Origin of the sequence: Campylobacter sp. JMF_01 NE2 (assembly GCF_027737365.1) — a bacterium.
Classification (GTDB): domain Bacteria; phylum Campylobacterota; class Campylobacteria; order Campylobacterales; family Campylobacteraceae; genus Campylobacter_B.
Genome location: NZ_JAOVTR010000005.1, coordinates 75,199 through 88,569 on the forward strand (window position 1 = coordinate 75,199; position 13,371 = coordinate 88,569).

Sequence of the window (13,371 nt, forward strand, 5' to 3'; positions counted from 1 at the left end):
TTTTACAAATTTCACTAAATTTAGCCTATTTAAGGAGCAATGATGATTTTTATCGACGCATGTTTGAAAAAACCGACACCTTATACGCCTGTGTGGATGATGCGACAAGCCGGGCGTTATTTGCCCCAGTACATGGCAGTGCGAAAAAGCGTGGGCGGATTTTTGGAGCTTTGCAAGGATTTTCGCAAAGCAAGCGAGGTTACAATCCAGCCTGTGGAGATTTTAGGCGTCGATGCGGCGATTTTATTTAGCGATATTTTGGTCGTTCCGCTTGAAATGGGTCTTGATTTGGAATTTGTCGCAGGTGAGGGTCCAAAATTTAAAAATCCATTGAAAAATTTGGAAGATTTAAAGGCCCTAAGCCCCGAAAAAGCCGTGAAAAATCTGCAATATGTCTATGATACGGTCGCGCTAACAAGGCAGAATTTAAGCGATGATAAGGCGTTGATTGGCTTTTGTGGTTCGCCTTGGACGGTGGCGACATATATGATCGAAGGCGGCACGACAAAGACCTATGCGATTTGCAAAAAAATGGTGTATTCTAACCCTGAGCTTTTGCACGAAATTTTGCGCGCCGTTACGGAGACGACCAAACTTTACCTTGAAAATCAAATCAAAAACGGCGTAAATGCGGTGCAAATTTTTGATAGCTGGGCGAGTGCGTTAGAAGAAAGCGCGTTTTTCGAGTTTAGCTGGAAGTATATTTTAGAAATTTGCGACTATTTAAAGGCGAAATTTCCGCAAGTGCCGATTATTGTCTTTCCAAAGGGCATTAGCGGATATTTGGATAAGATTAGCGGTAATTTCGATGTTTTTGGCGTGGATTGGAGCACTCCGATAGAGCTAGCTGCGGCAAAACTTGGGCAGAAATATACGCTTCAAGGAAATATGGAGCCAACCCGCCTTTATGACAAAAATGCCATAAAACAGGGTGTTTCGCAGATTTTGGAAGTTATGAAAAATCACCCGCACATTTTTAATTTGGGGCATGGAATTTTGCCTGATATTCCTGTGGAAAATGCGAAATATTTCATAAATTTAGTGCATGAAATGAGCGTGGGAAAATGAAATACATTTTCGGTCCTGTGAGTTCTCGCCGTTTTGGGCAGAGCCTTGGGATTGATTTAAGCCCGAATTTAAAACAATGCAACTTTAACTGCGCGTATTGCGAATTAAAAGCCAAAAAGCCTATTTCTCAAATGAGCGAGATTTGCGATATTTCGCCCGTGCTTGATGAGCTAAAAACGGCTTTGGCTAAATTTAAAAATACCCAAGTCATCACGCTTACGGCTAATGGCGAACCCAGCCTTCACCCTAAATTTGGCGAACTTGTAAGCGAGATTAAGGCTTTAAAATTGCCCCAAAAACTGCTAGTTTTATCAAATTCAAGCAGAATTTCTCAAAACCGCGAAGCGTTTTTGAAATGCGATATTTGTAAATTTTCCCTTGATAGCGTGGTTAGTGAAACTTTTAAAAAAATTGATAATCCGCATGATAGTGTAAATTTGGACGAAATTATCTCAAATTTGATTAAATTTAGTGCCGAATTCAAGGGCGAATTAGTCATAGAAATTCTCGTCGTATCTGGGCTAAATGATACTGTCGGCGAATTTGAAGCGCTAAATTCGGTGCTTGAAAAAATAAATCCCGCTCGCATTGATTTAGGCACGATCGATCGTCCGCCTGCGTTTAAAAATGCTAAGCCAGTAAGCTTTGATAGGCTAGAATTTTTAAGCAAATTTTTGAAAAATCAAAGCGTAAATATAGTCGCAAAACCAAAATATGATAGCGAAAAGCTCGATTTTAGCGAAGAAGAAATTCTCTCTATGCTAGTTCGCCGTCCCCAAAGCCTAAGCGATATAGAAGCTAAATTTAGCGAACTCTCAAAGGCAAATTTAGCAAATTTGCTAAATTTAGGAAAAATCACTCTAAAAGACGGATTTTATAAAATTTCATAAATTTTGCAAAATACTGCCCTGAAATTTGCTTGTTATTGTCATTACGAGGCGTGAAATTACGAAGCAATATAGTAAAATTTAAAGCGAAATTTAACGCCAAATTTCGCTATTTTACACCTTCCCACCATCTGTTTTGCGGTAAATTTGAGAGGTTGAAAACCTCCCCCACAAGCGGCGTTGCGATAGTGTATTTCGCCCCAGCTTCCTTACTAGCGCGCACCAATCTCTCCATAGGCTCGCTCCATTTATGATAGGCTAAATCAAATTTCGCCCAGTGTATCGGCAAAATCGCGCGCGCACCAAGCACGCTGGCGTTTTTTGCGCTTTGCTCTGGCATGGAGTGGATCTGCGCCCAGGCGCGGTTGTAGGCGCCGTTTTCTAGCATGGCGATATCAAAGTGTCCGTATTTTTGCGCGATTTGCGCGAAATGCTCGCCATCTCCGCTATCGCCTCCGTAAAAAATCCTAGCCTCATCAGCGATAATCGCATACGAGCCCCACAGCGTGGTATTTCTGTGAAATCTACCGCTAAAATGCCTAGCGCGTTCGAGCGTGAAGCTCACGCCATTTACACGCGTACTCTCTTCTAAATCTAGCTCCGTGATTTTCTCGTCGCTTACGCCCCAGCGAAGCAGGTGGGCGCGCACGCCAAGAGGCACGATATAGCGCTCTGCTTTGGCGTCAATCTCCCTGATAGTGCGCATGTCGAGGTGATCGTAGTGATCGTGGCTGATTACCACGCATAGCTTTTCAGGCAGGTCCGAAATCCTAGGCGTTATCTCATACTCAAATGGCGCACCACCCACGAAAATCGGCGAGGCGCGGTAAAATACAGGGTCGGTGATGACATTTAAATCATTTATGCGAAATAGCACACTCGAATGCCCGAACCAGACAAAATCGCCGTTTTTGAGGGTGCTAGGCTCAAATTTCACGCTAGGAAGTGCGCGGGAGGGGTTTTTGCCCTCGGGGGTAAAAATCATATCATAAAGCCAGCTTAGCATGCTTGGCATTTCATCGCTGGTCGCAAGCACCGTAGGCTGGGCGTTTTCGAAGGTTTTGCCATTGTAAGCCTTGCTGGCGCGGATTTTCGCCATAGAAATCTCATCTGGCACTCCGCCAAAAACAGGGTGAAATTTCACGAAGCAAAGCACGAGCGCGCCCAAAAACAAAACCGTAGCAAAAAACCAAAAAACCGATTTTAAAATCATTTTTTCCCTTTGAAATTTTTGGTTTATATTAGCGAAATTTTGAAATTTTGCTTAGACAAATTCTCCAAATTTATTGCCCAATTTTGCAAATTTTAGTAAAATGTGCCAAAAATAGGAGAAATTTTGATTTACGATGTGATTATTGTGGGCGCGGGTGCGGCTGGGCTTTTTAGCGCGATAAATTTGCGTGCAAAAAGCGTTTTGATTGTGGAGAAAAACGCCTTAGCAGGGCGCAAAATCTTAGCCAGCGGTGGCGGGCGGTGCAATATCACAAATGCAAATTTGAGTGCGAAAAATTATTTAGGAGATGAAAATTTTATCTCGCAAATACTGCGCCGGCTAAGCGTAGATGAGCTTTTGAGCGTGTTTGCGCCTTTGGAATTTGGCTTAGAAAAAAACGCTCAGTATTTTTGCAAAAACCACTCGCGCGCAGTATTGCAAAAACTACTATCTATGGCGCAAAAGAGCTGTGAAATTCGCACAAATTGTGAAATTTGCGAAATTTCAAAGAGTGGCGAAATTTTTAATGTGCTTAGCGTCAAAGGCGAGAAATTTTGCGCCAAAAATCTCATAATCGCCACAGGCGGGCCCAGTTTTAGGGCGCTTGGTGCAAGTGATAGCGCGCTAGAAATCGCTACGAATTTTGGCATAAAGTGCGAGAAATTTCGCCCAGCCCTTGTGGGGCTTTGCGTGCAAAAGGGCGAGTTTTGGTTCAAAAATCTAAGCGGCGTGAGCCTTGGCGTGCGCGCAAAGCTCGCAGGGCGCGAGATTGTAGGCGAGGCGCTATTTACGCACAGAGGCATTAGTGGGCCTGCGATTTTAAATGCGTCGCTGTTTTGGAGAAGTGGCAAAATCACTTTAAATTTCGCCCCAAATCACAATATGCAAAGCCTGGAAAAGGCCCTAAATGGCGGGAAAAAACAGCTTTCGAGTTTGCCGTTTTTGCCAAAACGCTTTGTTTTGGAGTTTTTGCGCTCGCAAAATTTGCAGGATAAAATTTTCTCAAAATACAGCGAAAGTGAGTTGGAAAAAATCGCGCGAATTTTTTCTTACGAGTTTGCGCCTGCTGGCACTTTTGGCTTTGAAAAGGCCGAAATTAGCGCGGGTGGGGTTTGCACGGACGAGCTAGGCACAGATTGTGAAAGTAGGAAAATCCCCGGGCTGTATTTTGCAGGCGAGTGCATAGACGCATCTGGAATGCTAGGGGGATATAATCTGCATTTTGCCTTTGCTAGCGCTCTTTGCGTGGCACGCGCGATAAATTCTAAACTTAGCGCGCGAAATTTGGCTAAATTTGGCTAAAATTTGCAAATTTGAGAAATTTTAAAATTCGCCAAATTTCGCAAATTTAGCCCAAAATTATCGCTCAATTTTTTCGATTATGATATCGCCTGATTTTAGCCCTTCGAGCGTGGTTTTGGCCTTTTCGTCGTCTTTAAACTCGGCGCAGTAAATCTCCAAATACTCAATCCCTTTGGCGTTGTTTTGATTCATTAGCTCGATTGCTGCGAGTGCTAAATACGGGCGTTTTGCGCCAAGTTCGGTAGCGCGAGATAAAATTTCTTTTGCCTTGTCTGTGCGAGTGGAATTTAGCAAAAACTCGCCATAAGTGGTTAAAACCTCGGCGTTTTGGCTATCGCGCGCTAGTATTCTCTCATAAATCGCGTCAGCTTTTTCCTTCGCACCTAGCACATCGAAATTGTGCTGGGATACATAAATTTGGGCGAATTTCATATCGAATTGCGTGCGGTCTTTGGCGTCGATTTGATCGGTGATGATCTCTTTGTTTATGTATTCAAAAACGCTCGCCATTAGCACGGAGTCGTTGTATCCTTGCTCGGCTTCGTCCTCGCTGTCAAATTTCAGCGGATACTCGCAGGCATGCTTGCACAGCGCGTCGGAGTATTCGTAGAGTTTGGCGATGTCGAGGTTTGCACCACCATTAGGATTTTTTTTCATTATAGCGTCGTTTGAATACGCGCTATACGGCTCGGCGCAAAGTGCGCTAAATAGGGCGAAAATCGCGATTAATATGCGGTTTGTCATTTTCTTATCCTTAAATAAAAAAGTTACTAATTCTAGTGGAAAAATTTAAATAATTACTGAATTTAGGCTAAATTTTTAAATTTCATTTTCAAACGCACTTTTTGGATACAGACCGATTAGTTTTTTTACCATTTTGCCGTTTTTATCATATATAAGCGAGGTTGGCGTGCCAAATATCCCGCCAGCGACATTTGATAGGTATTTCACGGAGGCTGGCGGGCTAAGCGTAGGGAATTTTACCCCTTTTTCGCGCGCGGTTTTCAGATCCGTTTCTAGCTCGCCACCACCGCCTAAAACGCCGATTACAAGGGCTTTTTGCGAGGCGTGGATTTCATTTAGGATAGGGGTTTGCGCCCCGCATGCCCCACACGAAGCCGTGAAAAAAAACAAAATCACAGGTTTGTCGTTTCCGCTCACGCTAAAAGAGCGAGTTTTTGGGTCAAATTTCGTCGCGATACTCTCGCCATTTAGGGCCAAATGGCGTTTTTCGCCATCGCATGCGCCAAGCATTAAGGCGCACGCTAGCCCTAGCGCAAATTTTAAAATTTTAAATTTCATTTAAAACCTCGATTTTATCTAATTTTCCGTGCCTTAAACGCACGACTTTATCAGCGTATTTGCCTAATTCTTCGTTGTGCGTAACGAGTATGAGGCTCTTTCCTTCGGCGCGCAGTCCCTTAAAAAGCTCCAAAATCACAGCCTCGTTCGCCTCGTCTAGATTGCCCGTAGGCTCATCGGTGATGATGATATCAGGCTCGTTGATTAGGGCGCGCGCGATACATAATCGCTGCTGTTCGCCACCACTAAGTTCGCTTGGTCTATGCGCCAGTCTGTGCGCTAGGCCAACCCTTTCGAGCGCGCTTTTTGCGCTTTTTTCATCGACACAGGAGTGGTAGTATTGATTTAGCATAACATTTTCAATGGCGTTTAGGTATGGTATGAGGTGGAATTGCTGGAAAACAAGGCCGATTTTTTTGCGACGAAATTCTAAAATTTGCGCTTCATTTAGCGAGCTAGCATCATCTCCGCCTAGCAAATACTCGCCCTTTGTGGGGCTATCCATCAAAGAAAGGATATTTACAAGTGTGCTTTTGCCACTCCCGCTTGGCCCCATTATGCTCACCCACTCGCCCTTTTTCACGCCAAAGCTAATGTCATCTAGCGCCTTTACATCGCCAAAATATTTACAAATACCATTAAATTTTAAAATTTCCATATTATTCCTTTAATAAATTTGCCAAATTTGGATTTAGTGCCCGTTTTATGGGATAATAACTCGCACTAAGCGCGAAAATCAGCGATAAAATCACCGCCATTACAAGCCCTATAAATCTAAAATCCACTCCGCTAGAAAATAAAATTTGACCCAAAATTATGGCTAAAAAATACCCGATTATCGCGCCAAATACTGCCCCGCTAACGCACAAAAGCAAAATTTCGCCCAAAATTATGTGAAAGATATTGGCCCTGTTTGCGCCGATTGCGCGAAGCAGGGCGAATTCTTTAATGCGAGAGAGTAGGACCTGGCTTAGGCTTGTATTTATGCAAATCGAGGTTATGGCTAAAATAGTAAAACCGCTTAGTAGCATTAAAAGTTTGATTTTATCAAGGATTATGCCTTGTGTTTTGGATACTTTGCCCACGACATTAAAGCTCATTTTCTCATCGCTTAAATTTTGTGAAATTTCGCTAAGACCCTTAAAATCGCTATCTACAATCGCTTCGGCGTAGTTGATTTCGCCTTTGGCATTAAAGATATTTTGCGCCAAATTTAGCGAGATTAAAAGCAAGCCATCTTCCTTGCCTCCGTCAAAAACAATGCCCTTTATGCGGACTTTGTGAGTGAAATTTGCATTTGCGTTGTGCGGAGAAATGCCGATTTCATCGCCTAGCTTCACGCCTAAAATTTTGGCTAAATCCTCGCCGATTAGGGCGTTTTTATCGTCGAAATCCACTCTGATTAGCTCGCCCTCTTTGAGCCCCAAATATGGCATTGTTTTTGCTAAATTTGAAAACTCCACGCCCATTACCACAGCCGAATTTACCCCTAAATTCGCACTTTTAAACAGATAGCTATTGTGCGCTTTGAGATTTGGAATTTTTTCAAATTTTGCCCTTAGCTCATCTTCGCTAATGATAAAATTCTGCGAGGAATTTGGCGAGATTATCAAATTTGCCCCATAAGAGTTTAATTCTCCTGCGACTTTTTTGTCGATATCTGCCCAGATATTCACAAACGCCGCGCAAACTGCCGAGCCAAGGGCGATTGCGATAAAAATCACAAATGAGCGCAAAGAGTTGGCAAAAATGCTTTTTAAGACTATCGTGCGATAAAATTTATTATTTTCTACCATATAAAATCTCCGCTGGTGGCAGTTTTAGCGCGCTACGAAGTGGCAAAATCGAGCCGATTAGACAGATTACAAACCCAAATGCAATGCTTAGTGGCAAAACTAGCAGAGCAAAGCCCAAAAACGAGTCAAAGATTTGCTGTGCGATAATTTGGCTTGCTAAGTATCCCGCGCTCGCCCCTAAAATCGAAGCGAAAAGGCAAACGACGAGGGTTTCGGCGATGAATTGCAAATATATAGCCAAACCGCTTGCCCCAAGCGCCTTTAAAAGCCCGATTTCCTTTTTGCGCTTGAAAGTTTCGTTGCTAAGCAAGCTTGCAATGCAAATGCTAGAAATGATGAGCGAGAGGATACTCACCACGCCCATTAGGCCTTGGATTTTTTTGGTGATTCCACTCTGGGCTTCGCTCACGCTAAGGACTGCTTTGGCGCTTGCGTTTGGGAAATCCTCGGCGATTTGGTATGCTATGGAGCTAACATAGGCTGAGCAATACCAAGTATCGTGCTCGACGGCGTCTAGGCTGTCTAAATTGCGCCTAGCTTTTACTGATAAATCATCTTCTGGGATTGTCATTGCAGATACTTCTGCTTTGGTGATTTGACCCTCGCGGTGAGTGAGCTTTTGCACGAAGCCCAAATTCGCGATGATTTTACCGCTGTATTCCTCCGCGTCGTGCAAAATCCCCACCACGCGCACAGTATAAATGCCAAGATCAATCTCATCGCCGATTTTTAAACCCAGCTTTTCGCCTGCGATGACTTCATCATTTGCGCCGTCCTTTGCCCACTCGCCACTAACGCGCCAAAATGGATAAAGGTGCCTTACCCCGACTCTAAAATCAGGCTCATCACTCACTCCTGCGGGTCTGTCGAAGTATGTCCCAACGACCTCAAATTCATCGATTTGCTCGGATAAAAACGGCGCGTAGCTTGTGATATTGTTGCGCCAAAAAATCTCTTTGATTTTGACTAAATCGCTTTCGGCTAAAAAATCATCGTTTGCAAGTGGCGAAAAATCGCGCCCTGCAATTTCGATATTTAGGTTAGCAGATCTGGGCAAAACCACGATATTTGCGCCATATCTTCCAAGCTCACTTGCTAGTTTGTCGCCGATTTTAAGAGTGATATTTAGCATGCAAGCGATTAAGCCAACAGATAAAAAAATCGTCAAAAACGCTAAAAATTTCGACTCCTTAGCCCCAAAAATCGAAGCTTTTAAAATTCTAAAAAACATTATTTAAGCTCCTTTAAAGTGCCGTTTTCATCGACGAAATTTTGCGGATTTTGAGTAAAAATTTCTTCGTTTTTTTCGTTTTCGAAAAAGTAAATCCTGCCATAATACAAATAGCTAAATTTCGATGAATTCGAAATTTGCGCGCGCGAGACAGGGTCGATGACCTGTTTTTCGACGATTTCGCTAAAATAGCTTGCCCCGCTTAAAATTTCGCTAAGCGCGATTTTTACGCGCTCGCCGTCAAAGTCAAATTTCATAGGGATTGGGTTGCAGCCACCCATTTTACCCACACTTGGCAAGAAAATTCGCACATTGCACGCTATGCAGATTAGCTCGTCACCCTTTTTGACATAGCCCATATCTCCGCAAATCGAGCACGCGTCAAAGACCGCAACCGGCGAGAGATGAGTGCTAAATTTATTTAGCAAAAAAAAGCGGATTTTATGCCCATCATCGCTGATATAGGCGTATCTGTGAAGGCGCCCGTCTTGCAAAGCCTGCGCGTCAAAGACAAACTCGCCATTTACTGGCTCTACGAGCGTGGGCGTATCGATCGTAGGCGGGCGAGAGGCCACTAGCAAATAATAGAGGCTAATAGCGCAAAATAGGGCGCAAAGTGCGAGTGTGCAGAGGAAAGTGCGCCAAATTTTAAACCTTGCGCTTTTGTTTATGCGCCAAGCGATGATATTTTTATCTCGCGCTAGTTTTTTGGGGGCTAAATTTAGGTAGAAAATCCCCATAAATAGGGCGATTGCGCACAAAATCAATATTAAATGCTGGTTGTTGTGGTAGATGATTTTGGCGATTATACTTAGAAATTCGCTCGAATTTATAAATTTTAGCGAGGCGTAATTTGTGAAGTATCCGCCCTGCCTAATCCCTAGCCCCACAAATCCGAGCTTGGCGATGAATAAGAGGGCGCAGGTTAGGGCAAGGGCGCCAAAATTTGCGCGCGCACGATTTTTTAAAATTTCGCTATAAAGCAGGTAAAATAAAACTAAGCACGAAAGAGCCAAAATCACCATAAAAAGGTTTAGAATAGCCCCGCTATCAAGGAGTTCGGTGCTAAAAATTTTGAAATTTGCACTGATTAAAAAATACTCAAAACAGGCGCAAACGCCAAGGGCAAAAATGCAAAATTTGGCAATTTTTGAAAGGCAAAATTTAGCGCAAAAAGGCAGTAAAAATAGCGCAACCAAAGCCAAAATATCAAAGAAAATTTTGCCCTCTTGCGCGATTAGACTATGATTTAGCGCGCTAAAACAGGCGCTTCCTAGCAACGCTCCAAAAAAGGCAAATGCAAAATCTTTTTTGCCAAAGTGCGCGGTGATGATAAATAGTGGCAAAAATGCCAAAACAAAATGGTAAAAAAATATCGACAAAACTGCAACCTAAATGTGAAATTTTAGAGCTGTTCGAAATAAATGCAAATTTAAAATTTAAATTTTGTCTAATTTGTCATTGCGAGAATTTTGCGTTAGCAAAATTCGTGGCAATCTACGAATTTAAAATTCCTTGCGCTAAATTTGCTGTCATTGCGAGCTTTCGCAGAAAGCGAAGCAATCCAGGGAAATTTAAATTCAAAATTCAACCTAAATTTAGCATTGAACGAACACTGAAATTTTAGGCGAAATTTTGCTTTTCTCGTAAGGGGGAAGGGGGCTTGAATTGCGAGGTCGCGCCCCTTCCCCCTTACAAACCCCCAACCCCCGACGACGCTTTTAAGGTGGCTAAATTTAAAGCTTCGCTTTTTAAAATTTAGCTGGTTTTATTTTTACTGAAATGCTTCGCATTTCTCGCAACGCCAAATTTGCAAATTTCCTTTTTTCAAACACTTCTAAAATTTCACCCAAAAAGGGTGAAATTTCGTTATTCTTTTGGAGTTCCAGTGTATGCAAATGTGTATTTCACATCAAATGCGCCCCACCATTTGCCCACGCCTGTGGCCTTGTCAGCGTGGCGACCAAAGCCGTTTGCGCCTGGGTTTTCGATATGGAAAATCAGCTCATAATTTCCCACGCCATTTTCCATTTTGACATTTGCGCCATAGTGTGGGCCGTCGCTTGCGACCATTGGCATGAAATTTCCCTTTTGGATTTTGCCGTTATCTAGGTTTTTTAGCTCGTAGCCGATTTTTAGGTATGGGATCCACTCGCCCTCGCCAAAGCCGTTTGCGTTGCCCTCGATCGCGTGGATATCAGCCTCTAAATGAATATCAGCTAAGCTAGGGGCTAGATCAATGCCCTTTGGCTCCATGTCGATTGGTTGTAGATACACAGCGGCTATCTCCATGCCGTTCATCTCCACAGGCTCACCGATAGGTTGCTCGCCAGCGAAGGCGATACTTGAAGCAAGGCTTAAAGCCAAAACTGATGAAAATAATTTTTTCATAAATTCTCCTTTGAAATAGATTTGTTTTTTTGCTTGATTATCAAAATTCCAACTATTAAAGCCACGATTAGCGCAGCTTGCGGGATAAGGCTCTCTTTGTAAGGGTAAAATCCTAGCCATGTAATCGTTGGCAAGCCCTCGATTATGGTTGGTGTAAATACCTTGCCCTCGACTAGCTCCATTATTCCCTTGCCGACAAAGACAATCGACATATAAAAAATAATCGCCGAAGTTATCATAAAAAACGGCTTGATTGCGATACGAAGCGAGAATTTTTTGATTAGGATATAAACCACGAGCAGTGCGATTACACCTACGACAAATCCCGCGCCCACCATACCTAGCGCGCTTGGGGTTTTAGCGTCAATTATTAGCGCTAGATAAAACAGCACCGTCTCGGCTCCCTCGCGATATACCGCTAAAAAGACCATCCACCATAGCATTTTGCCGTCTTTTTCGCTCAGGCTTTGCGAAATCGCTCCACTGATATATGCGCTCCATTTTTTCGAATTTGCATTTGAAAGTAGCCAAAACCCGACATAAAACAGCAATCCCACGGCTACTAGCATGACCGCGCCTTCTAGGATTTCGCGACTTTGACCTGCTTTTGCGGCGCCAAAAATCGCGCTTATGCCCCATGCTGTGGCAAAACTAAGCGCAATTGCGACCGCAAGCGCGCTATAAACGATTTTTAGTTTGCCCTCGTTACCTGATTTGATAAGTAGGGCGATGACGGCAGCCACGATGATTAGGGCCTCCATACCCTCGCGCAAAATAATTATGAGTGAGTATAAAAACAGATCCCATGCGCTAGAATTTTGCGTCAAATTTAGGCTCTCTTTAAGTTGCGCGAAAAGCTCGTTTTGCGCTGCGATAATCTGCTCTTTTGGCGCGCCAGAGCTAATTAGAGCTGAAATTTTATTAAAGCTAGCCTCGGTGTCAAGTTTGAGTTGGGAGTTTTTCGCCCCCACGAGGGCTTCCATACCGCTTTCTTCGTATTCGTCAAAGTAGATATTTCCACTCTCATCGATTGCCTCATCGGTTTTGCCAGCCTCATACAGAGCCAAAACCTGCGCCATTTTGGATTTTATGTTTGCTACGGTTTGGCTAAAATCTGCATTTTGCGCCACTTCACTTTCGCTAGTCTCTTGCGCGCTTTGTGGGGCTAGGGCGTAAGTTTGGCTAGGCAAATTTTGCGTGGCACTAAGAAGCAAATCGTCTAAATCTTTTAGAGATTGGTTAAATTTGGCCTCGTCCATATTTAGGCTATCGCGCAATAAATTTGAGATAATTCGTTGAATCATTTGGTCGTTTTTGCTAGAAACATATTTTCGCACGACCTCTTCGAATCTAGTGTTGCGATAAATGTCAAATTTAGCCTTGTTTAGAGCCGATTTTAGCGCGGTTTCGTCTTTGTTATCAAAGGCAGTTTTTGCATTATTTAGCTCGGTGATGAAATCATTATAAACGCTAAGCCATGGAGAATTTGGGTCGGAATTTGGGGTTTGATTTGCCGAATTTGCACCCGAATTTGCGCTAGAATTTTGCGTAGCGTTTGGAGCAGAATTTTCGCTTTGATTTGCGCTAGTTTGCTCCCCTTCTTCGCCCTCGTTTTGATATTGGGCGACTAGTTTATGACCGCTTTCGATGACTGGCAAAATTTCAGTGATTTCGCTATTTAGCTTTGCTATCATAGCCTCGATTTCGCCCCTTGGAGTGCCTGCTTTAAAGGCTTTGCGGATATTTCCAAACTGCTTTTCCATAGCGTAGGATTTTTTTTGCCCTAAATTTATGCGGATTCCAGCTTCTAAATTTTCAAAATGGCTAAAATACGCCTCTTGGGTTAGTTTGCGCGCACTAGTGCTATCGCCGCTATCATACGCGCTCAAAGCCTGCTCGAATTTAGCCTTTATCGCCTGGGCATGGACTTGGTAATCTGCGCCAAAAAGCGATGATAAAAACAGAAAAATCAGTAAAAAAGATGATTTTAGGATAAATTTCATAACCTGCCTTTTTGCTAATTGGTTTCAAAATCAGTTTGGGATTATACAGCAAAATACTTAAACTATAATAAAAATGTTTATCAAAAACAAGGCTAAATGATAGCCGAAATTTAGCCAAATTTAGGGCAAATTTTATATGAATTCAAAATCGAAATTTAGTGAATTTTAAAGGTAAAAT

General features: G+C 43.0%; 12 protein-coding genes. 3 read left to right on the forward strand and 9 right to left on the reverse strand.

Annotation, left to right across the window (positions count from 1 at the left end):
- The first annotated feature begins 42 nt into the window (after positions 1 to 42).
- On the forward strand, positions 43 to 1,068 hold the full coding sequence (gene hemE, locus OFO01_RS08105; protein WP_270859646.1) for a uroporphyrinogen decarboxylase: 1,026 nt from the start codon (positions 43 to 45) through the stop codon (positions 1,066 to 1,068).
- The gene (locus OFO01_RS08110) at positions 1,065 to 1,958 is read left to right on the forward strand and encodes a radical SAM protein (protein WP_270859645.1); all 894 of its coding nucleotides are present in this window, start codon (positions 1,065 to 1,067) and stop codon (positions 1,956 to 1,958) included. Before hemE ends, OFO01_RS08110 begins: the two co-directional genes overlap by 4 nt.
- Positions 1,959 to 2,064: 106 nt before the next feature.
- Here OFO01_RS08110 and OFO01_RS08115 read toward each other — a convergent pair whose 3' ends face one another.
- On the reverse strand, positions 2,065 to 3,168 hold the full coding sequence (locus tag OFO01_RS08115; RefSeq protein ID WP_270859644.1) for an MBL fold metallo-hydrolase: 1,104 nt from the start codon (positions 3,166 to 3,168) through the stop codon (positions 2,065 to 2,067).
- Between the two features lie 123 nt (positions 3,169 to 3,291).
- Between OFO01_RS08115 and OFO01_RS08120 the strand changes: the two genes are divergently transcribed.
- Positions 3,292 to 4,470, forward strand: coding sequence for an NAD(P)/FAD-dependent oxidoreductase (locus OFO01_RS08120; protein ID WP_270859643.1), 1,179 nt, complete (start codon positions 3,292 to 3,294; stop codon positions 4,468 to 4,470).
- A gap of 57 nt (positions 4,471 to 4,527) precedes the next feature.
- Here OFO01_RS08120 and OFO01_RS08125 read toward each other — a convergent pair whose 3' ends face one another.
- From OFO01_RS08125 to OFO01_RS08160, 8 genes are all read right to left on the reverse strand, one after another.
- Entirely contained in the window at positions 4,528 to 5,214 is a 687-nt protein-coding gene (locus tag OFO01_RS08125; RefSeq protein WP_270859642.1) for a tetratricopeptide repeat protein, read from the reverse strand.
- A gap of 75 nt (positions 5,215 to 5,289) precedes the next feature.
- Entirely contained in the window at positions 5,290 to 5,772 is a 483-nt protein-coding gene (locus OFO01_RS08130; RefSeq protein ID WP_270859641.1) for a TlpA family protein disulfide reductase, read from the reverse strand.
- Positions 5,762 to 6,430 (reverse strand): ABC transporter ATP-binding protein, encoded by a 669-nt coding sequence (locus tag OFO01_RS08135; RefSeq protein WP_270859640.1) that lies wholly within the window; start codon positions 6,428 to 6,430, stop codon positions 5,762 to 5,764. Before OFO01_RS08135 ends, OFO01_RS08130 begins: the two co-directional genes overlap by 11 nt.
- A gap of 1 nt (position 6,431) precedes the next feature.
- Complete coding sequence (locus OFO01_RS08140) at positions 6,432 to 7,568, reverse strand: ABC transporter permease (RefSeq protein ID WP_270859639.1); 1,137 nt, start codon at positions 7,566 to 7,568, stop codon at positions 6,432 to 6,434.
- Complete coding sequence (locus tag OFO01_RS08145; RefSeq protein ID WP_270859638.1) at positions 7,555 to 8,799, reverse strand: ABC transporter permease; 1,245 nt, start codon at positions 8,797 to 8,799, stop codon at positions 7,555 to 7,557. Before OFO01_RS08145 ends, OFO01_RS08140 begins: the two co-directional genes overlap by 14 nt.
- Positions 8,799 to 10,181, reverse strand: coding sequence for a Fe-S-containing protein (locus OFO01_RS08150; RefSeq protein WP_270859637.1), 1,383 nt, complete (start codon positions 10,179 to 10,181; stop codon positions 8,799 to 8,801). The genes OFO01_RS08145 and OFO01_RS08150 overlap by 1 nt, the downstream gene beginning before the upstream one ends.
- A gap of 487 nt (positions 10,182 to 10,668) precedes the next feature.
- Positions 10,669 to 11,190, reverse strand: coding sequence for an iron transporter (locus tag OFO01_RS08155; RefSeq protein ID WP_270859954.1), 522 nt, complete (start codon positions 11,188 to 11,190; stop codon positions 10,669 to 10,671).
- Positions 11,187 to 13,193 (reverse strand): FTR1 family iron permease, encoded by a 2,007-nt coding sequence (locus OFO01_RS08160; RefSeq protein WP_270859955.1) that lies wholly within the window; start codon positions 13,191 to 13,193, stop codon positions 11,187 to 11,189. Before OFO01_RS08160 ends, OFO01_RS08155 begins: the two co-directional genes overlap by 4 nt.
- Between the last annotated feature and the right edge of the window lie 178 nt (positions 13,194 to 13,371).

What these genes read in the sequence shown, in the direction of transcription:
- OFO01_RS08115 (WP_270859644.1), bottom strand. Translation starts at nt 3,168, where the DNA reads ATGATTTTAAAATCGGTTTTTTGGTTTTTTGCTACGGTTTTGTTTTTG.
- hemE (WP_270859646.1), top strand. Translation starts at nt 43, where the DNA reads ATGATTTTTATCGACGCATGTTTGAAAAAACCGACACCTTATACGCCT.
- OFO01_RS08145 (WP_270859638.1), bottom strand. Translation starts at nt 8,799, where the DNA reads ATGTTTTTTAGAATTTTAAAAGCTTCGATTTTTGGGGCTAAGGAGTCG.
- OFO01_RS08155 (WP_270859954.1), bottom strand. Translation starts at nt 11,190, where the DNA reads ATGAAAAAATTATTTTCATCAGTTTTGGCTTTAAGCCTTGCTTCAAGT.
- OFO01_RS08110 (WP_270859645.1), top strand. Translation starts at nt 1,065, where the DNA reads ATGAAATACATTTTCGGTCCTGTGAGTTCTCGCCGTTTTGGGCAGAGC.
- OFO01_RS08160 (WP_270859955.1), bottom strand. Translation starts at nt 13,193, where the DNA reads ATGAAATTTATCCTAAAATCATCTTTTTTACTGATTTTTCTGTTTTTA.
- OFO01_RS08140 (WP_270859639.1), bottom strand. Translation starts at nt 7,568, where the DNA reads ATGGTAGAAAATAATAAATTTTATCGCACGATAGTCTTAAAAAGCATT.
- OFO01_RS08125 (WP_270859642.1), bottom strand. Translation starts at nt 5,214, where the DNA reads ATGACAAACCGCATATTAATCGCGATTTTCGCCCTATTTAGCGCACTT.
- OFO01_RS08135 (WP_270859640.1), bottom strand. Translation starts at nt 6,430, where the DNA reads ATGGAAATTTTAAAATTTAATGGTATTTGTAAATATTTTGGCGATGTA.
- OFO01_RS08130 (WP_270859641.1), bottom strand. Translation starts at nt 5,772, where the DNA reads ATGAAATTTAAAATTTTAAAATTTGCGCTAGGGCTAGCGTGCGCCTTA.